Source organism: Amycolatopsis sp. NPDC051106 (assembly GCF_040682775.1).
Taxonomy (GTDB): domain Bacteria; phylum Actinomycetota; class Actinomycetes; order Mycobacteriales; family Pseudonocardiaceae; genus Amycolatopsis.
Genome location: NZ_JBFBBQ010000036.1, coordinates 45,852 through 62,202, shown reverse-complemented (window position 1 = coordinate 62,202; position 16,351 = coordinate 45,852). Strand labels below are relative to the sequence as shown.

19 protein-coding genes and 1 tRNA gene are annotated in these 16,351 nt (G+C 72.4%); 9 read left to right on the top strand and 11 right to left on the bottom strand.

Going from position 1 to position 16,351, the window contains the following annotated elements; all coding sequences use genetic code 11:
* Positions 1-67: 67 nt before the first annotated feature.
* Entirely contained in the window at positions 68-544 is a 477-nt protein-coding gene (locus AB0M83_RS25650) for a hypothetical protein (RefSeq protein WP_364520876.1), read from the top strand.
* Positions 545-631: 87 nt separating this feature from the next.
* On the opposite strand, the gene AB0M83_RS25645 is transcribed toward AB0M83_RS25650, so the two are convergent.
* Positions 632-907 carry a hypothetical protein gene (locus AB0M83_RS25645; RefSeq protein WP_364520874.1) on the bottom strand — a complete coding sequence of 92 codons (276 nt, stop codon included), beginning with the start codon at positions 905-907 and terminating at the stop codon, positions 632-634.
* A gap of 185 nt (positions 908-1,092) precedes the next feature.
* Here AB0M83_RS25645 and AB0M83_RS25640 point away from each other — a divergent pair.
* Positions 1,093-1,166: transfer RNA gene (locus AB0M83_RS25640), tRNA-Ile, on the top strand.
* Positions 1,167-1,312: 146 nt separating this feature from the next.
* Here the strand turns inward: AB0M83_RS25640 and AB0M83_RS25635 are convergent.
* From AB0M83_RS25635 to AB0M83_RS25625, 3 genes are read right to left on the bottom strand one after another with little or no spacing between them, the layout of a single operon-like run.
* Positions 1,313-1,909 carry a dihydrofolate reductase family protein gene (locus AB0M83_RS25635; RefSeq protein ID WP_364520872.1) on the bottom strand — a complete coding sequence of 199 codons (597 nt, stop codon included), beginning with the start codon at positions 1,907-1,909 and terminating at the stop codon, positions 1,313-1,315.
* The gene (locus tag AB0M83_RS25630; protein ID WP_364520870.1) at positions 1,906-2,697 is read right to left on the bottom strand and encodes a metalloregulator ArsR/SmtB family transcription factor; all 792 of its coding nucleotides are present in this window, start codon (positions 2,695-2,697) and stop codon (positions 1,906-1,908) included. Before AB0M83_RS25630 ends, AB0M83_RS25635 begins: the two co-directional genes overlap by 4 nt.
* Before the next feature lie 47 nt (positions 2,698-2,744).
* Positions 2,745-3,713: a hypothetical protein gene (locus tag AB0M83_RS25625; RefSeq protein ID WP_364520868.1), complete on the bottom strand. Its 969-nt coding sequence runs from the start codon at positions 3,711-3,713 to the stop codon at positions 2,745-2,747.
* A gap of 136 nt (positions 3,714-3,849) precedes the next feature.
* On the opposite strand from AB0M83_RS25625, the gene AB0M83_RS25620 reads away from it, so the two are divergent.
* On the top strand, positions 3,850-4,896 hold the full coding sequence (locus AB0M83_RS25620) for a hypothetical protein (protein ID WP_364520866.1): 1,047 nt from the start codon (positions 3,850-3,852) through the stop codon (positions 4,894-4,896).
* Between the two features lie 88 nt (positions 4,897-4,984).
* Here AB0M83_RS25620 and AB0M83_RS25615 read toward each other — a convergent pair whose 3' ends face one another.
* Together AB0M83_RS25615 and AB0M83_RS25610 are read right to left on the bottom strand one after the other, a co-directional pair.
* Positions 4,985-5,173 (bottom strand): hypothetical protein, encoded by a 189-nt coding sequence (locus tag AB0M83_RS25615; protein ID WP_364520864.1) that lies wholly within the window; start codon positions 5,171-5,173, stop codon positions 4,985-4,987.
* 62 nt (positions 5,174-5,235) lie between these two features.
* Positions 5,236-5,751, bottom strand: a complete 516-nt coding sequence (locus AB0M83_RS25610; protein ID WP_364520863.1) for a hypothetical protein — start codon at positions 5,749-5,751, stop codon at positions 5,236-5,238.
* Between the two features lie 207 nt (positions 5,752-5,958).
* Here AB0M83_RS25610 and AB0M83_RS25605 point away from each other — a divergent pair, with 207 nt between their 5' ends.
* On the top strand, positions 5,959-6,240 hold the full coding sequence (locus tag AB0M83_RS25605; protein WP_364520862.1) for an isoamylase: 282 nt from the start codon (positions 5,959-5,961) through the stop codon (positions 6,238-6,240).
* 10 nt (positions 6,241-6,250) lie between these two features.
* Here the strand turns inward: AB0M83_RS25605 and AB0M83_RS25600 are convergent, their stop codons facing one another.
* Entirely contained in the window at positions 6,251-6,964 is a 714-nt protein-coding gene (locus AB0M83_RS25600) for a substrate-binding domain-containing protein (protein ID WP_364520861.1), read from the bottom strand.
* Between the two features lie 42 nt (positions 6,965-7,006).
* Between AB0M83_RS25600 and AB0M83_RS25595 the strand changes: the two genes are divergently transcribed.
* The 4 genes from AB0M83_RS25595 (at position 7,007) to AB0M83_RS25580 (ending at position 9,926) form a co-directional block, all read left to right on the top strand.
* The gene (locus AB0M83_RS25595; protein ID WP_364520860.1) at positions 7,007-7,378 is read left to right on the top strand and encodes a DUF5997 family protein; all 372 of its coding nucleotides are present in this window, start codon (positions 7,007-7,009) and stop codon (positions 7,376-7,378) included.
* Entirely contained in the window at positions 7,375-8,589 is a 1,215-nt protein-coding gene (locus tag AB0M83_RS25590; RefSeq protein WP_364520925.1) for an aminotransferase class V-fold PLP-dependent enzyme, read from the top strand. The genes AB0M83_RS25595 and AB0M83_RS25590 overlap by 4 nt, the downstream gene beginning before the upstream one ends.
* A gap of 63 nt (positions 8,590-8,652) precedes the next feature.
* Positions 8,653-9,090 carry a MarR family transcriptional regulator gene (locus tag AB0M83_RS25585; RefSeq protein WP_364520859.1) on the top strand — a complete coding sequence of 146 codons (438 nt, stop codon included), beginning with the start codon at positions 8,653-8,655 and terminating at the stop codon, positions 9,088-9,090.
* Between the two features lie 11 nt (positions 9,091-9,101).
* Positions 9,102-9,926 (top strand): haloalkane dehalogenase, encoded by an 825-nt coding sequence (locus AB0M83_RS25580; protein ID WP_364520858.1) that lies wholly within the window; start codon positions 9,102-9,104, stop codon positions 9,924-9,926.
* Between the two features lies 1 nt (position 9,927).
* Here the strand turns inward: AB0M83_RS25580 and AB0M83_RS25575 are convergent, their stop codons facing one another.
* The 4 genes from AB0M83_RS25575 to AB0M83_RS25560 are packed head-to-tail and all read right to left on the bottom strand — an operon-like array spanning position 9,928 to position 13,352.
* A complete protein-coding gene (locus tag AB0M83_RS25575) occupies positions 9,928-10,554 on the bottom strand; it encodes a TetR family transcriptional regulator (protein ID WP_364520857.1) in 627 nt (208 codons plus the stop codon).
* Entirely contained in the window at positions 10,551-11,765 is a 1,215-nt protein-coding gene (locus AB0M83_RS25570) for an FAD-dependent oxidoreductase (protein ID WP_364520856.1), read from the bottom strand. The genes AB0M83_RS25575 and AB0M83_RS25570 overlap by 4 nt, the downstream gene beginning before the upstream one ends.
* Position 11,766: 1 nt before the next feature.
* Complete coding sequence (locus AB0M83_RS25565) at positions 11,767-11,958, bottom strand: ferredoxin (protein WP_364520855.1); 192 nt, start codon at positions 11,956-11,958, stop codon at positions 11,767-11,769.
* Entirely contained in the window at positions 11,958-13,352 is a 1,395-nt protein-coding gene (locus tag AB0M83_RS25560; RefSeq protein WP_364520854.1) for a fatty acid desaturase, read from the bottom strand. The genes AB0M83_RS25565 and AB0M83_RS25560 overlap by 1 nt, the downstream gene beginning before the upstream one ends.
* 569 nt (positions 13,353-13,921) lie before the next feature.
* On the opposite strand from AB0M83_RS25560, the gene AB0M83_RS25555 reads away from it, so the two are divergent.
* Positions 13,922-16,333 carry a nitrate- and nitrite sensing domain-containing protein gene (locus AB0M83_RS25555; protein WP_364520852.1) on the top strand — a complete coding sequence of 804 codons (2,412 nt, stop codon included), beginning with the start codon at positions 13,922-13,924 and terminating at the stop codon, positions 16,331-16,333.
* Positions 16,334-16,351 lie beyond the last annotated feature (18 nt).

Genomic DNA, 16,351 nt, shown 5'->3' with positions numbered 1-16,351 from the left:
GTCCATTGAGGACGGTGTAACGGCGGCGGACGGCCGGGCGACTCCGGGCACCGAGGGAGGGATCGCCATGAAAAGGAACGCATTCGCGGCTGTGGCCGGTGCTCTGGCGGTGACGGCGGGGGCGGTGGTCTTCGCCGGCGCTTCGGCCGCGGTCGGACCGTCGCCGGCGCCACTCGTCCAGGCGGCGCAGACCACCTGCGTGACCGACGGCAACGGCTTCTGCACGGTGACGCACAGCCTCGGCAAGGTGCCGGAGGCGATTGTCGTCTCGCCGAACACGCCGGGCCCGTTCAACGCTTTCGTGCTCAACACGGTGCTGGGCTCCGCCACCGCGACCACGTTCCAGGTGCGGGCGATGTTCACGCAGACCACGCCGAAGACCTTCGGCCAGATCTGGTTCACCTACGCGGCTTACGGTGCGGCGGCCCCGCCTACCACACCTACGACTCCGAGGACGACGACACAGTTTCCGCCCACCACCACACCCACGACTCCGACCACCGCACCGCCGACCACCACGACGGGCAGTGGCGGCGGAACCTGAGCGGAATCACTACCGATGGCGCGGGCGATGGGGCTGGGAAGCCGCCGTACTCGCCGCTGTGGGCGGCCTGCTCACCGGCAAGCACCTTCACCGGGGCCGGGGCGACGGCTTCCGTAGTTCCTCGGCGAAAATGGCGTCCACGCGCCGGTTTGCCCGGTGCAGGACCCGCGCCGCCGCGCGGAGTACCAGGCCCAGTGCCAACGCGAGCAGCAGGGCCAGGCCGATGGGCGCGAGGTTCGCCACGAGCGCCTCCCGGTACTGGTGCGCCAGGTAGCCCAGGCCCGCCCCGGCGGTCAGTGCGTCGAGCAGCGCCAGCCGGAACACGTGGGGGCCGTGCGGGGTGGCTCGCGGAGCCGTGACCATCGCCCACCCTCCCGCCGTTCCGTTCAGCGGTGACGCTTGCAAGGTAGACGAGCTTGCGCCGGTCGGCGGCCATTTCAACCTGTTTGGCCTACCGGATCTCCCCGGATGGCCGCTGTGATAACTTGAAGCGAACTGGGTCTTCTGTGCGAATGCAAATCCCCGTGCCGCCTGCGCGCCGGGGCCAGGGGGCGGTAGCTCAGTTGGTTAGAGCAGGGGACTCATAATCCCTTGGCCGCGGGTTCGAGCCCCGCCCGCCCCACGAGGCGGGATTGCTGGTCGCAATCCCTGCGGGATTGCTCCCGGTGCCCGCGGTACCCACCCGGGGACAACCCCCGGACCCCCGGCACGTGGTGGTCCCGTTTCGAGGTTCGCCCACGACGCTGCCAGACCTGTCCACAAAGGACTTCACTGTGCGCGGTCGTAGACCAGGGCCGTCTCCCCCAGCTCGCCCGTTTCGTGGTGGGCCAGGCGCCACTTCGACGGCGGCAGGCCGTCGTCGAACAACCGCGGCCCGCCTCCCGCGATCTCGGGACACACCATCAGATACAGCCGGTCGATCAGGTCCGTCGCCAGCAAAGGTTTGATGACACTTGCGCTGCTGTTGACCAGGATGTCACCCGATCCGGTGGCTTTCAGGTCCTTGATGACATCCGCCGCCGGGGCGTTCACCACGCGGGTGCGCTCCCACGGTGACTCCGTCAACGTCGTCGAGAACACCACCTTTTCCGCGTCCACCAGCCACTTCGCGTAACCGCGGTCGCGCGGGTCCGCGCTCTCGTCAGCGGCCACCGTCGGCCAGAAACCCAGGAACCCCTCGGCGTTGAGGCGACCCAGCACCGCCGTCGTCGCGCCCTCCCAGATCCGGCTGAGGTGACGCCTGGCGACCTCGGTCGTCGCGTACGAAACGATCGCGGCCATGTCGCCGGGCCCGCCCGGACCGTGGTAGCGCCCGTCGAGCGTGAGACTCAGGTTCGCGGTGACTCTGCGACTCGTCATGGTCATTCCTTTTCCTGGGTGAGTACGTCGGTGAGGTGGTCGAGCACCTGGTCCCAGCCGGTTTCGATGCCGGCGATGGCGGAAGCGGCCCCGACCGTCGTCGCGGTGATGCGCAAGCCGAGCCGCAACCGGGTGCCGCCCGGCACCGACACCAGCTCGAGGTCGTAGTGCCCGGTGAAGGACGCCTCGCCGGTCACCGCCAGGTCGAACGCGAGCCGCCCCGGCTCCGCCGCTCGGCGCACCCAGCCTTCGGAGTGGTACTCGCCGTCGGCGTCGCGGTAAGCCAGCACCGCGCGGCCGCCCGGCCGCGGCTCGAGCACGCACGCGGTGACCGTCATCGACGGCGGCACCCACCACGACGCCAGCAGCGCCGGGTCGGTCCAGTGCCGCCAGACGACGTCGCGCGGCACCGCCAGCAGGCGCTCGAACGCGAACTCCCGCCCGTCCGCCCACCGGTCCTCGTCCGCGGCCGCGGTCTCCGCTTCGACGGCCGCGCGGTAACGCGCCACGACGTCCCGCTCTCCTGCGTGCGCTTCGGTCGCTTTCGCCAGATCCGCCAGCCGGCCCGCCAAATCCGTCAGCGGCTCGGCTTCGAGGGCGTAGACACGACGCTGCCCGAGCGGGAACACCGTGACGAGCCCGGCGCGGGCCAGGGTCTGGAGGTGCTTGGTGGTCTGCGGCTGCCGCAGGCCGGTCAGCTCGGCCAGCTCCCCGACCGACCGGGGACGTTCGGCGAGCAGCTCGACGAGGCGCCACCGCGCCGCGTCTCCCAATGCCGCCGCGATCCCGTCCACGGGACCGAGTATTCACAAGCCAGAATATTCATGTCAAGGAATATCACTCAGGGACTTCCCTGAGGCACCCAGCGCAGTCCGTAGGCGTAGCCCAGCTGCGGCGCGGTGAACTCCTGCGCCACCTCGCACGCGCCGTCGAGGGGCAGCGCCGGTCCCGGGTTGGCCGGGTCGGCGAGCACCGAGGGCGGGACGCGGTCCAGCCGCCACACCGTCCACGGCAGCCGCTGGGGGTCGAACCGGACCCGCACGGTGAACGACTCGCACGTCACCAGCGGCACGAACACGTACGACGGCCGGATGGGCAGGCCGTCCCGGACCCGGATCACCAGGGCGTAGGTGTGGGTGTCGCCGCGCGCCAGGGGCCGCGGGAGGTCGAGCAGCCAGCGGAAGTGCCGCTGCCCCACGCGTTGGGCGTCGGTGATCCGGACGCCGTGCTGGGCGTCGGCGGCCACCAGCCGTTCGCCGTCGCCGCCCTCGACGCGAGGCACGGTGAACTGCGCGGAGATCCGGCTGAGCCCGTCGCGGGCCGCCACGATCTGCCGCTCTTCGATCAGCTCCGGCACGGCGGTGTCCAGCCGGACGATCGCCCGGAGCCGCTTGACGAACCAGCCCTGGTCGGGGTCGTCGGGCATCCCGTCGCCGGGCCGCAGGGCGGCCTCGATCTCGGCGGCCAGGCGCGCGAACGACCGGTCGATCCGACGCCGGGCCGTGCGCTCGGAGACCCGCAGCCGGTCCGCGAGGACCTCGACGCGGTCGCTGAGCAACGCGTGCTGCGTGCCGGGGGCGATGCCCAGCGCGACGGTGACCGCGAGCCGGTCGTCCGCCGGGAACTCGGCGATCGCGGCGGCGATGGCGTCGCGCAGAACCCGCCGCGCGTCGCGGTCGTTCGCCGTCCGGTGGATTTCGCACCAGCCGGAAACGAGCGGCCCGAGCCGGGAGCGCAGCCGTTCGGTTTCCAATCCCCAACCGCGACGCAAAGTCGTGAGCTCGCGCAGCAATCCGTCCTCGTGTGCCATGGGATTTTTATTGTGGCACGCGGACTTCCGCGCGATCGGCGGTGCGGGCTGCGCCGATCAGGTGATTCCCGGGTGGCCAGCCGCTGGCCAGTTCCGGCGTGATTCGGCCAGGCGGCGACCTTTTCCCGTTCCCCCTTTGACCGACCATTTCCCCGTCGACGACATCGGGGAGGACGAGTTGCTCGACACCACGTTTCCGTCTGCCCGGCCGATCGGCGTCGCGGACGTCCGGCAGCTGGCCCGCGACGGCCGGCTCGCGGTCTCGGCGGCGGCCGCTCCGCCCGGCGCCCTCGCCCGGCTGCGCGGCGCGGTGTACCGCGTCGCCTGGCCGCTGGTCTTCGCCCGGATCACCAAGCCGCTGGAACGGCAGCGCCGGCACCCGGACTGCGCCCGGGGGCTCGAATGGCTGCGTCCCGACTGCCTCGACCGCTTCCACGACGACGTCGAAGCCGTCGTGGAGCACGCTTTGCGGCGCGCGACGGACCCGATCGAGAACTTCGACGGCTGGCTGGCGACCCGGCTGAGCCCCGCGACGGTCGACGCGCACCGGCGCCGGCGCGGCGAGATCGGGGCCCTGCAACGGCCCCGCCTGCCGGCCTGGCTGGGCGAAGCCCTCGGCGGCGACCCGTGGCTGAGCGACCTCGCCGTCCAGATCCTGGTGTGGGCCGGGGTGCCGGCGACCGCGGGCGCCGAGCTGTGGCCGCTGGACGGCTGGGCCGCGCGCCGCGCCGAAGTCACCGGGGCGCCGCCGGGTGGCCGCGACACGCTCGACCGCGAGGTGCGGACGGTCCTGGCCGCCATGCGCGGCCGGCCGAAGTGGTACGCCGAGCACGTCGAGCGCCCGCTGGGGCACAAGCGGGCGCCCGTCGCCCCGATGCCGGCGGACGGCGCGGCCGAGCCCGCCCCGCTGCAGCTGGTCGGCCCGGACGAGGCCGACGACGTCCAGCTCGCCGCCCGCGCCGAGGAGGCGTTGTGCGCGATCGAGGCACGGCTGGACCGCGGCGAGGACCCGGCGACGGCGGTCGCCACGGTCGTCCGGCACGTGTTCGGGTCCGGCGGGGACGCGCTGGACCGGTTGCCGCACAACGGATCGGCCCGCGACGACTGGCTGGCCACCGCGCTCGCCGACGAGGCCCGGCTCGACCGGATCGTGACGACGGTCCTCACGGTCCTCGGCCGGTGACGAAACCCGGGTGAGCCGAAGGGCACCTTCCCCGCATCGGACGAGACGAAGGTGCCCTCCAGCGCGTCACCTGCACCCGAGGTGCCCTTCAGCCGCACTCGTGGTCCTCGGCCGCCGAACGCAACCGCGCGTCCAGGACGTCGGACAGCACCTCCGGTGGGCACCCCGCGGCTCGCGCCCGGGTTCCGGCGGACACCAATGCGGCCAGCAGCACCTCGCGCACCGCCACCCGGGTCGCATGCGGGAGTCTCGTGGGCGGGACAGCTGATCCGGCCACCCCGGCCTCCTTTCGCCCGGTGCCGGGTTCGGCCGGCCCAGCCTTCCCCTGACGGACGGCGGTCAACGCCACCACGAAGGCGGCGGCACCGGCAGCCGCAGCGGGCAGCCGGTGTGGCGGCCCTCCCACGAGTCGGCGAGCCAGCGGGTCAGCGCGACCGGCCCGAGCAGGCTGTCCTCCCACACCGGGGTCAGCTCGCCCGCCCGGCGCAGCATCGTTTCGGCGGTGGCGCAGAAGGAGATGATCGCGGCGACGGCGGCGTCGGCCCGCTCGACGGGCCAAGCGACCGCGGCTCCGGGCAGCCCGGCCGGGATGGCCAGGCCGGGACCGACGGCGCAGTTGCGGGCCAGCTGGACGGCGAGGTCGAACTCGGCCACTTCGGCATGGCGCTGCCGGGCCCGCCATCGGGGCGAAGCCGCGGCGGCGCGCAAGCCGGCGAGCCGGGCGGCGACGAGCCCGTCCCACACCGTCAGGAGGACCCCTCGCGTGTCGGCCGGCAGTGCGGCGGCGAGGTCCCCGGTGACGGCGCCGAGCCAGGCGCACGGATCTTTGACATGACGATCGACGATGACGGTCACGGCAGTAAGTTTCGCACCTGGCGGACCACCCGGCAGCAAGATGATCATGAATCGCGGGAGGACCACCCGGTCGGAGGCGAACCGTTGAGCGGCCTTGTAACTCCTTTGGGCACTCGACGTGACCGAATCGTCACAGTCGTGTCATCATGTCGGCGCTCAGTGCCGAGCACGCCCCTCCGTTTCCTCTCTCCGAAAGGCCGTCGCAGCGTGATCAAGACCAGCAAAAGCCGGGCCGGCACCCAGCGAGTGACGTTCAGCCTCCCGGCCGGGGCACCACCCGGGCGCGTGAGCGTGGTGGGCTCGTTCAACGACTGGACCCCGGGCCGCCACCACCTGACGACGCGCTCCAACGGCCGCCGGTCGGCGTCGGTGGACGTGGCGCCGGGAACGGTGATCCAGTTCCGCTACCTCGGGGAGGACGGTCTGTGGTTCGACGACCCCGACCTGCCGGACCGCGCGGACGGCAACTGCGTCTACTCGACGAACTGAACCCGCCGCCTCAGGACTTCCGGCGCGGCTTCCCGCGCTTCGGGGCGCCGCCGCCGCGCCGGACCGGCTGCTTCCCGGCCGACTTCGCCGGCGGCTTCCGCTCCGGGCGCTTCTTCTCCGCCGGCGCGGGCGGGCGGCCGCGCGTGCTGTTGACCGTGCGCCCGCGGACGATGCCGATGAACGTCTCCATCAAGTCCGTCGTCTCGTCCTCGAGCCACGACAGCGCCACGCTCGACTGCGGCGCGTCCGTCACCGTCCGGTACGTCAGGTCGCGGCGGTGGTGGAGGCGGGCCAGGGACTGCGGGACCACCAGCACGCCCACCCCCGCGGCCACCAGCTCGATCGCGTCCGCCGTCGTCTCCGGGCGGGAGAGCGCGGGCCGGCCCGGGAGGGACGGCCACTCGATCGTGTCGTCCCGGGGCTGCAGCACGACCTCGTCCGCCAAGTCCGCTGTGGACACTTCGTCCGCCGCCGCGATCAGGTGATCCTTGGCGACGACCACCACCGTCGTCTCCGTGTAGAGCGGGATCGCGTGGAGGCCGTCGCGGTCGATCGGGGAACGCAGCAGCGCCGCGTCCGCACCTCGCGCGCGGAGCAGCTCCGCCGCGCCGGCCGCGGCGACCGGGACCAGCTCCAGCGGCACGTCCGGCTGCCGCTCGGCCCACGTCCGCACCCACTTGGCGGGCGTCGCGCCGGGGACGTACGCGAGACGGAACGAGGTCACCGGGTCAGGCTACCGGGCGGGGCGCTGGCTACCCTGGACGGCATGACGTCGCACAAAACCACCCAGACGATGAAGCCCGCGACAGCGGCGAAGAAGCTGGGTGTGTACCTCGAAGCCACGCCCCCGGAGTTCCAGGAGGGCGTCGTCTCGCGCGACGAGCTGAACGCGCTCCAGGCCGACCCGCCCGAGTGGCTGCGCGAGCTGCGCCGCACCGGCCCGCACCCGCGGCCGGTCGTCGCGGCGAAGCTCGGCGTCTCCATCGGCGGCCTCAGCCGCGGCGGGATCACCGAAGCGCTCACCACCGAGCAGATCGACGCGCTCAAGACGGAGAACCCCGACTGGCTGGTGCGGGAGCGCGCCACCCACGCCGAGGTGCGCAAGGAAACCGTGCGGGTCAAGGAGAAGGAGCACTGACCACGCTCGAGGAGGCGGCGCGGCTCGACGCCGCCGACGAGCTGGCCGCGTTCCGGGATCGCTTCGTCCCGATCACCGACCCCGGCGTCGTCGCCTACCTCGACGGGAACTCGCTGGGCCGTCCCCTGCGCGCCACCGCCGAACGGCTGCAGGAGCTCGTCGCCGACCAGTGGGGCGCCCGGCTGATCCGGTCCTGGGACGAGCGCTGGCTCGCCCTGCCCGAGCGGATCGGCGACGAGCTGGGCCGCGTCGCGCTCGGCGCCGCGCCCGGCCAGACCATCGTCGCCGACTCGACGTCCGTGTGCCTGTACAAGACGCTCCGGGCGGCCGCGGCCCTCCGGCCCGGGCGCGACGAGATAGTCACCGACTCCGCCAACTTCCCCACCGACCGGTTCCTCGTCGAGAGCGTCGCCGCCGAACTCGGCCACACGGTGCGGTGGATCGAGTCCGGCGACGTCGGCCCCGTTGACGCCGCCGCCGTCGCGGCGGTCACCGGGCCGCGCACCGCGGCCGTCGTCCTGTCCCATGTGGACTACCGAACCGCCGCGATCGCCGACCTCGCGGGCATCACGCGGCTGGTGCACGAGCGGGGCGCGCTCACCGTCTGGGACCTCTGCCACAGCGTCGGCTCGATCCCGGTCGAGCTGGACGCCGGCGGCGCCGACTTCGCTGTCGGCTGCACGTACAAGTTCCTCAACGCCGGGCCCGGCGCGCCGGCCTTCCTCTACGTGAACTCGCGCCACCACGCGGAGTTCGGGCAGCCCATCACCGGCTGGATGGGCGCGGCCGACACGTTCGGCATGGCCGCGCGCTACGTGCCCGCGCCCGGCATCCGCCGCGCGTTGTCCGGCACCCCGCCGGTGCTCGGCATGGTGGGCGTCCAGGAAGGTGTCGCGCTGCTGGCCGAAGCCGGGATCGAGCGCGTGCGGGCCAAGGCCGTCGCGCTGGGGCGGTGGGTGCTCGCCCTCGCCGACGAGTGGCTCGTCCCGCTCGGCTTCACGGTGGCCTCGCCGCGCGAGGACGCCCGCCGCGGCGGGCACGTCACCCTGCGGCACCCGGACGCCGAGCGGCTTTCCCGGGTGCTGATCGAGAACGGCGTGCTGATCGACTTCCGCCGTCCCGACGGCATCCGGGTCGGCCTGAGCCCGCTCACCACCGGCTTCACCGAAGTCCGGGCGGCCATGGACCGCATCCGCGAACTCGCCGCCTGAGCACCCTGCCGCGCTCGGCCCAAACAGTAGCCAAGTACTTAGTAGCCATGTACCGTATTTGACATGAGCACTCCGGGGCACCTCGTCTGGCGACTCTCGATGAAGTGGCGCGTGGCCGTCGACCGCGCCCTAGCGCCGGTCGGGCTGACGCACGCCCAGTACGTCTTCCTCTCCTCGCTCTTCGACCTCGAGCGCGCCGGGACGACCCCGAGCCAGCGGGAACTCGCCGACCACACCGGACTCGAAGCGCTCTACGTCTCCAAGCTCGCCCGCGCCCTCGACACCGACGGGCTCGTCGAGCGCACCCGCGACTCCGCGGACACCCGGACGATCCGGCTGACCCTCACCGCCCGCGGCCGGGACGTCGTCGAGCCCGCGATCGCGACCGTGGCCGAGCTGCTCGACCGGCTCCTCGCGCCGCTCGGCGGCCGGGGCGGCGACCGCACCGCGGCCCTCGCCCACGAGCTCACCCTGCTCCTCGACACCCCACTGGATCCCTGAAGGGACACCCCATGCTGCACCACGAAGAGTCCGGCACCGGCAGCCCGATCGTCTTCCTGCACGGCAACCCCGGCTCGTCGCACGGCTGGCGCAACGTCCTCCCCCACGTCGGCGGCGGCCGGCTGCTCGCCCCCGACCTCATCGGCATGGGCCGGTCCCCGAAGCCCGGCATCGCGTATTCGTTCGACGACCACGCCCGCCACCTCGACGCCTGGTTCGACGCGCTCGGCCTGGACGACGTCGTCCTCGTCGGCCACGACTGGGGCGGCGCGCTCGCCTTCGACAACGCCGCCCGGCACCCGGACCGCGTCCGCGGGGTCGCGTTCTTCGAGACGATCGTCAAGCCGATGGCCTGGGACGACCTGTCGCCCCAGGCGGCCGAGCGGGCGCGCAAGATCCGCACGCCGGGTGTCGGCGAGGAAATGGTGCTGGAGCAGAACCTGTTCGTGCGGCAGGCGTTCACCGGCGGGGTGCGGACGCCGGTGGCGGACCTCGAGCCGTACCTCGCGCCGTTCCCCACGCCCGAGAGCCGCCGGCCGGTCCTCGCGTGGGCGCGGCAGCTGCCGCTCGGCGGCGAGCCGGCCGAGCTGATCCCCCGCATCGAGGCCTACGACGAGTGGCTGAAGACCAGCACCGGCACGCCGAAGCTGCTCATGACGTTCGAAGGCTCCCCCACGCTGCTCATCGGGGAGGAAATGACCCGGTGGTGCCGGGAGAACGTCGCCGCGCTCGACGTCGTCGCCTGCGGGGAAGCCGGGCACCACGCCCAGGAGGACCGGCCGAAGGAGATCGCCACGGAGATCGCCGCGTGGCTGGACCGGCACGGCCTCCGGTGAGTCAGCGGTGCCGCAGCGGCGGCGTCGCGTCCACGCCGAGGACGCGGGCCGCGACCCACGCCAGCGCGTCGGCGGTCCGGGCCGGGGTGTCCGACGGCTGCATGACGTGGCTGAGCACCGTGCGCACGACGATGTCGATCACGACGCCGACCTGCTCGCCGGTGAGCGGCGGGTGATAAGCGGCCACGCGCGCGGTGAGCATCGCCTTCGCCTGGGTCAGCAGCGTGCCCGCCTCGGTGGTCAGCAGCGGGAGCAGTTCGGGCGCGGTGCCGTGCGTGGCGGAGGCGATCGCGCGCAGCAGGGTGTTGTCGTCGGCCAGCTCGAGCACCGCGCGGACGGCGTCGTACATCGCCTCGACCAGGTCGCTTTCGTGCCGGTCGAAGGCGGCGGCGACGACCGAGAGGAACCGGTCGAGCTCGTGCGCGACCATCGCCTCGGCCAGCGCGGCCTTCGAGCCGATCTCGTTGTAGACGGTCTGACGGCTCACGCCGACGACCTCGGCCAGCCGGGCCATCGTGACCGCCGGCCAGCCGGACCGCGCGGTCAGTTCGATCGCCGCGGTGATGATCGGCCGCCGGTGCTGGCCCCCCTCGAGCGGGGCCGGGAGTGCGGCGCTCATGACCGTCATCCTAGGCCGCACCCGCGAAGGCCAGCGCCTCTTCCATCCATGCCCCCGCCGCCACCCTCAACGGAGGCACTTCGCGCCGCAGTGTCGTTCCAGGCCGCCCGCGCGGCGATGCGACGGCGGTACTTCATGATCTCGCGCGGCCGGTCGACGGTCAGCGCGCCGACGATCCGGTCGCCGCGCCGGTACAGCGTCACCCCGCCGGCGGACACCACCTCGTCGGCGCGCGGGGTGCCGACGAACTGGATCCGGTGGCCGTACCAGTCGGACCAGAAGTACGGCACGGCTTCGAGGGCGCGCGCCGACGCGGGGTCGAGCGCGTGGCGAGCGGCGGCCGCACCCTGCTCGGCCGCGTTCGTCCAGTGCTCCGGCCGCATCGGCTCGCCGTCGAAGAGCGGGTTCGCCGCGTGCGCGACGTCGCCCGCCGCGTAGACGCCCGGCGGTCCGGCGGACAGCGTCGCGTCGCACACCACGCCGCGGTCACGCTCGTGCAGCGTCAGCCCGCTGCCTTCGAGCCACCCGGTGGCCGGCGCCGCGCCGATGCCGGCGACCACGAGGTCCGCGGGCAGGACCTCGCCGGTGGAAAGCCGGACGCCGCCCTCTTCGACGGCGGTGACCTCGGTGGCGAGCCGCAGCCCGGTGCCGGCCGCGTGGTGCAGCCCGGCCAGCTCGGCCCCCGCCTCCTCACCGACCGCGCGGGCGAGCGGGACGGCCGAGGCTTCCACGATCGTCACCGGCAGGCCGCGCTTGCGCGCCGCCGACGCGACTTCCGAGCCGATGAACCCGGCACCGACCACGACGGTGCGGGCGCCGTCGTCCAGCGCGGCCCGCACCGCGAGGGCGTCCTCGGCCGTCCGCAGCGTGCGCGCCCCCGGCAGGCCGCGCGCGGTCGCGCCGGTGGCGATGACCACGGCGTCGTACCGCACGGCCGCGCCCGCGACGGTCACTTCGCGCGCGTCGGTGTCGAGGCTCTCGGCCGGCGCGCCCAGCATCAGTTCGACGCCGAGTTCGTCCCGCAGCACAGTTTCGGAGTGGAACGGCTGCACGCGACCCGGGCCGCCGGCGTCGAGGAACGCCTTCGACAGCGGCGGCCGGTCGTACGGCAGGTGCTCCTCGGCACCGATCAGCACGATCCGGCCGCGGTACCCGGTGCGGCGCGCGGACTCCACCGCGCGCAGCCCGGCCAGTGAGGCACCGACGACGACCAAGGTCATGTCAGTCCGTCAGCCGCAGGGCGAGCACGGGACAGGAGTCGACCGCCGCGGCGACGTCGGTCCGGTGTTCCTCGCCGGGGCGTTCGTCGAGCACCGCGACCGTGCCGTCGTCGCCCACCTCGAAGAAGTCCGGCGCCATCGCTTCGCACATGCCCAGGCCGTCGCACTTGCCGCGGTCCGCTTCGATCCGCATCACGCACCCACCCGGCCCGGCGCGACGAAGTCGACCTTCTCGCGCACGCCGCAGTCCGGGCAGCACCACGAGTCCGGGATCGCCGACCACGGCGTGCCGGCCGGGAAGCCTTCGCGCGGGTCGCCGAGCTTCTCGTCGTAGACGTACCCGCAGCCTGGGCACATGCCGCCCTCGCTGGCGTCGCCGCGCGTGTCGGCCGCCTCCCGGACGTCCATCGTGACGCGGGTCCCGTAGCGCGCGAGGAGCTTGTCCCGTTTGCCCGGCTGGAGGTTGGCCCGGGAGAGGTCGCCGTCGAAGTGGGCGAGCACGCGCGGATCCATCACCCGGCGCCACAGCGGCGGGATCAGCGCCAGCACGATCATCCCGGCGTACCCGGTGGGCAGCACCGGCGACTCGGCGAAGTCGCGCAGCGTCTGGTAGCGCCGCGTCGGGTTGGCGTGGTGGTCGCTGTGCCGCTGCAGGTGGTAGAGCAGGACGTTGGTGGCGATGTTGTTGGAGTTCCAGCTGTGGCTGGGATCCACGCGCTCGTAGCGGCGCTTCCCGGGCGCGCCGACCCGCTGCCGCAGCATGCCGTAGTGCTCCATGTAGTTGACGACCTCCAGCAGCGAGAACCCGACGACGGCCTGGATCACGAGGTAAGGCAGGACGCCCGCCCCGAGCCACGCGATCATCGCGACCCACAGCACGGCCGACATCAGCCAGGCGTTGAGGACGTCGTTGCCGAGGCGGAAGGGGTGCTTGTCCCGGCGGGCGTAGCGCTTGCGCTCCAGGCGCCACGCCGACTTCAGCGAGCCGAAGACCGTACGCGGCCAGAAGCGGTAGAAGCTTTCGCCGACGCGGCTGCTCGCCGGGTCCTCCGGCGTCGCCACGCGGACGTGGTGGCCGCGGTTGTGCTCGATGTAGAAGTGGCCGTAGAAACTCTGCGCCAGCGCGATCTTCGAGAGCCAGCGCTCGTGGCTCTCCTTCTTGTGGCCCAGTTCGTGCGCGGTGTTGATGCCGATCCCGCCGATGCAGCCGATCGACACGGCGAGCCCGATCTTGTCGGCGACGCCCAGGTCGCCGTGCGCGATCAGCCAGAAGGCGGCGGCGAAGCCGAGGTACTGCACGGGCAGGAACGCGAAGGTGATCCAGCGGTAGTAGCGGTCCCGCTCCAGCCGTTCGATGACGTCGTCCGGCGGGTTGCTGCGGTCCAGCCCGGCGACCAGGTCGATCAGCGGCACGATCACGAGGATCACGACGGGCCCGATCCAGAACCAGCCCGGCCAGCCGGTGGCCGCGTGCAGGCCGATGGCGAGGAACGCCAGGGACGGCACGACCAGGCCGATGAGCCACAGGTAGCGCTTGCGGTCGCGCCACCGCTCGGTGGACCCGGCGGGGATCGTCGCTCCGCTCATCACACCCTCCTCCGTTGGCTGGGTTTACAGAACGATAGAGGATGTCCATCGCGATTGACAACAGTTCGTTCGATGTAAAGCACGTAGCGCGTGACGCCGCGACTCGCGCCCGCCGTCCGTGACGAAGATCATCTTCCGCTCGGCCGGTACGCAGTGTCGTCACGCGGAGAACGCCGACGGGTCGCCGGGAGCACCGCCGCTGCCCGTTCTTTCCCGGCCCGCGAACCCGGGACGCGCCGAGTCGGCCGAATTCACTTTCACCCGTTCGGCCCAGCGTGCAAGCATCCGGAAATTCCGCCCGGGCCCGTTACCAGAGGAAATGGGAGTAGTCGGCCCACCGCACTCGGTAAACGCCGTTCGCCCCTCGCCGGACAACCGTCCGCGGACCGGGTCAGCCCGACCGCTCCTCAGTGGTTCGTGGTAAAAAACGGACCCTGATCGATTTCGCGGCAACACGGAGGGTGAGGCGAAGACGGGTGACGGCGGCAGCTGTGTCCACTCGTCGGGTCCGCCTCCTCGTCCGGGTCCCCGTTTATCGCCGACCGTCACTCAGGAGTTCGTGAACCGCCGTGCAGAACAAAGACGCTCAGGACGAGTCGGACAAGCCGTACGACAAGTCGATCCGCAAAAGGCTGACCAGGACCGTTCTCATTCCCAGCGTCACCCTGCTGGTGCTGTGGATCGCGGTCTCCTCCTACTTCCTCTTCAACGGCGTTTACGTCCGGCTGGTCGCGGCCTCCGTGCGCGAGGTGTCCATCCCCGCCGCCACCGCGCTGGCCGAGTTCCAGAAGGAACGCCAGACCGCGCTGCAGTACCTCGACGACCCGGCGCTCGGCCCGGGGCGCCTGCAGGTGCAGCAGAAGGCGACCGACGAAAAGCTCGGCGCCCTCCAGAACGCGTTCGCCGCGACGATCTCCAACGCGCCGGACGAGATCGCGGCCAAGGTCAACGCCCTGAAGTCCCAGTTCGACCAGCTGCCTGTGCTGCGCTCGCAGATCAGCTTCCGCAGCATCGACCGCGCGCAGGTCAACAGCTACTACAACGGCGTGATGGACGCGGCGTCGAACCTCTTCGACACCCAGGCACGCATCGTGCCCGACTCCGAAGCGGCGACCGGCGGCATCACGGCGACCTCGGTCTTCCGCGCCGGGGACGCCATGTCGCGTGAGACGTCGCTTGTGTCGACGGCCTTCTCGGCCGGCACCTTCGCCCCTGACGACTTCGCCCAGTTCGCCCAGCTGTCCGGGTCCTACCGGACGCAGCTGGCGCAGATCGAGCCGTTCCTCGACGCGAGCGTCCGCAGCAAGTACCAGGCGCTCACCAAGAGCACCGCGTGGCAGCAGCTGGGCACCGCCGAGGTGGCGATCGTCAAGCACGGCCCGTGGTCGCCCAGCGAACAGAACTCCGTGCCGGTGTCCGAAACGGACTGGCTGAACGCGACCAACCAGGTCGCGCAGTCCCTCAACGACCTCGCCATCACGCAGGCGGACAAGGTCTCCGCGGCCGCGATCGACTCCGGTGACGCCCAGCTGCGCAACGTGATCATCGGCAGCATCCTGGCGCTGCTCGCCTCGCTGGCGGCGATCATCGTCGCGGTGCGGGTGTCCCGCTCGCTCGTCGACCGCGCCCTGATGACCCGCCTCGCGCGGCTGCGCAACGACTCGCTCGACCTCGCCCGCAACCGGCTGCCGGACATCGTGGCGCGGCTGAAGAACGGCGAAGCCGTCGACCTGAAGGAAGAGCTCCCGCAGCTCGACCACGGCCGCGACGAGATCGGCCAGGTGGCCGAAGCGTTCAACACCGCCCAGCTGACCGCCGTCAACGCGGCGGCGAGCGAGGCGAAGGCCCGCAGCGGCGTGCACAACGTGTTCCTCGGCATCGCGCACCGCAACCAGGTCCTGGTCCACCAGCAGCTGCAGATCCTCGACGAGATGGAAGCCCGCGAGGACAACTCGACGCAGCTGGCCTCGCTGTTCCAGCTCGACCACCTCGCCGCCCGGGCCCGCCGCACCACCGAGAACCTGATCATCCTCGGCGGCAAGCAGCCGGGCCGCCGCTGGCGCAAGCCGGTGGCGCTGATGGAGGTCCTGCGCGCGGCCGTCTCGGAAACCGAGCAGTACGCGCGGGTCCAGGTCGAGCAGGTGCCCGACGTCGCGATCGTGGGCGCCGCGGTGGCCGACACGATCCACCTCGTCGCCGAGCTGGTCGACAACGCGACGTCGTTCTCGCCGCCCGGGTCGCCGGTCGAGGTCTCCTCCCGCGCGGTCGCGCGGGGGATCGTCGTCGACGTGTCGGACCAGGGGCTCGGCATGAAGGACGGCGTCCGCGAGTGGGCGAACGCGATGATGGCCGAGGCGCCCGAGTTCGACGCGATGGCGCTGCGGGCCGATTCCAGCCTCGGCCTGTTCGTGGTCGCGCGGCTGGCGGCGAAGCTCGGCATGACCGTCACCTTCGACCCGTCCCGCTACGGCGGCCTCCGGGCCACCGTGCTGATCCCGTCCCAGCACCTGGCCGGCCAGCAGGAGAACGTCCCGGCCGAGCCCGGTGCCTCCCCGGCGGAGACCACCGCGGTCCTCGCCCCGGTGGGCGCACCCGCGCCGCAGGCAGAAAGCTCACTCGGTTCCATGGACACGCCCAGCTCGTTCACCGGCCAGATCCCGATGAAGCGAGAGGCCAAGCCGAGGCCGTACCCGGCTCGCGCGCTCACCTCGCCCGACCCGCTGCCCTCCGTGCCGGCCGCGCCGCCGGCGGCCCCGGAGCCGGCGCCGGCCGCAGGCGGCGGACCGGCCGGGCCGACGTCGCCGACCGACGACCGGCCCCGGCTGCCCCGGCGCGAACCCCAGCAGAACCTCGTCGCCCAGCTCGAAACCGAACCCGACGAAAGCGACGAAGTCGTCGCGCCCGGAGAGGGGACCGCGCGCACGCTGGCGGCGTTCCACAAGGGCACGCGCCGGGGGCGGGGCGGGCCGGACGATGCGTAGTCCGCGACAGCACACACG

What these genes read in the sequence shown, in the direction of transcription:
- AB0M83_RS25580 (WP_364520858.1), top strand. Translation starts at nt 9,102, where the DNA reads ATGCTGCACCACGAAGAGTCCGGCACCGGCAGCCCGATCGTCTTCCTG.
- AB0M83_RS25645 (WP_364520874.1), bottom strand. Translation starts at nt 907, where the DNA reads ATGGTCACGGCTCCGCGAGCCACCCCGCACGGCCCCCACGTGTTCCGG.
- AB0M83_RS25635 (WP_364520872.1), bottom strand. Translation starts at nt 1,909, where the DNA reads ATGACCATGACGAGTCGCAGAGTCACCGCGAACCTGAGTCTCACGCTC.
- AB0M83_RS25585 (WP_364520859.1), top strand. Translation starts at nt 8,653, where the DNA reads ATGAGCACTCCGGGGCACCTCGTCTGGCGACTCTCGATGAAGTGGCGC.
- AB0M83_RS25560 (WP_364520854.1), bottom strand. Translation starts at nt 13,352, where the DNA reads ATGAGCGGAGCGACGATCCCCGCCGGGTCCACCGAGCGGTGGCGCGAC.
- AB0M83_RS25625 (WP_364520868.1), bottom strand. Translation starts at nt 3,713, where the DNA reads ATGGCACACGAGGACGGATTGCTGCGCGAGCTCACGACTTTGCGTCGC.
- AB0M83_RS25565 (WP_364520855.1), bottom strand. Translation starts at nt 11,958, where the DNA reads ATGCGGATCGAAGCGGACCGCGGCAAGTGCGACGGCCTGGGCATGTGC.
- AB0M83_RS25575 (WP_364520857.1), bottom strand. Translation starts at nt 10,554, where the DNA reads ATGACGGTCATGAGCGCCGCACTCCCGGCCCCGCTCGAGGGGGGCCAG.
- AB0M83_RS25650 (WP_364520876.1), top strand. Translation starts at nt 68, where the DNA reads ATGAAAAGGAACGCATTCGCGGCTGTGGCCGGTGCTCTGGCGGTGACG.
- AB0M83_RS25570 (WP_364520856.1), bottom strand. Translation starts at nt 11,765, where the DNA reads ATGACCTTGGTCGTCGTCGGTGCCTCACTGGCCGGGCTGCGCGCGGTG.
- AB0M83_RS25595 (WP_364520860.1), top strand. Translation starts at nt 7,007, where the DNA reads ATGACGTCGCACAAAACCACCCAGACGATGAAGCCCGCGACAGCGGCG.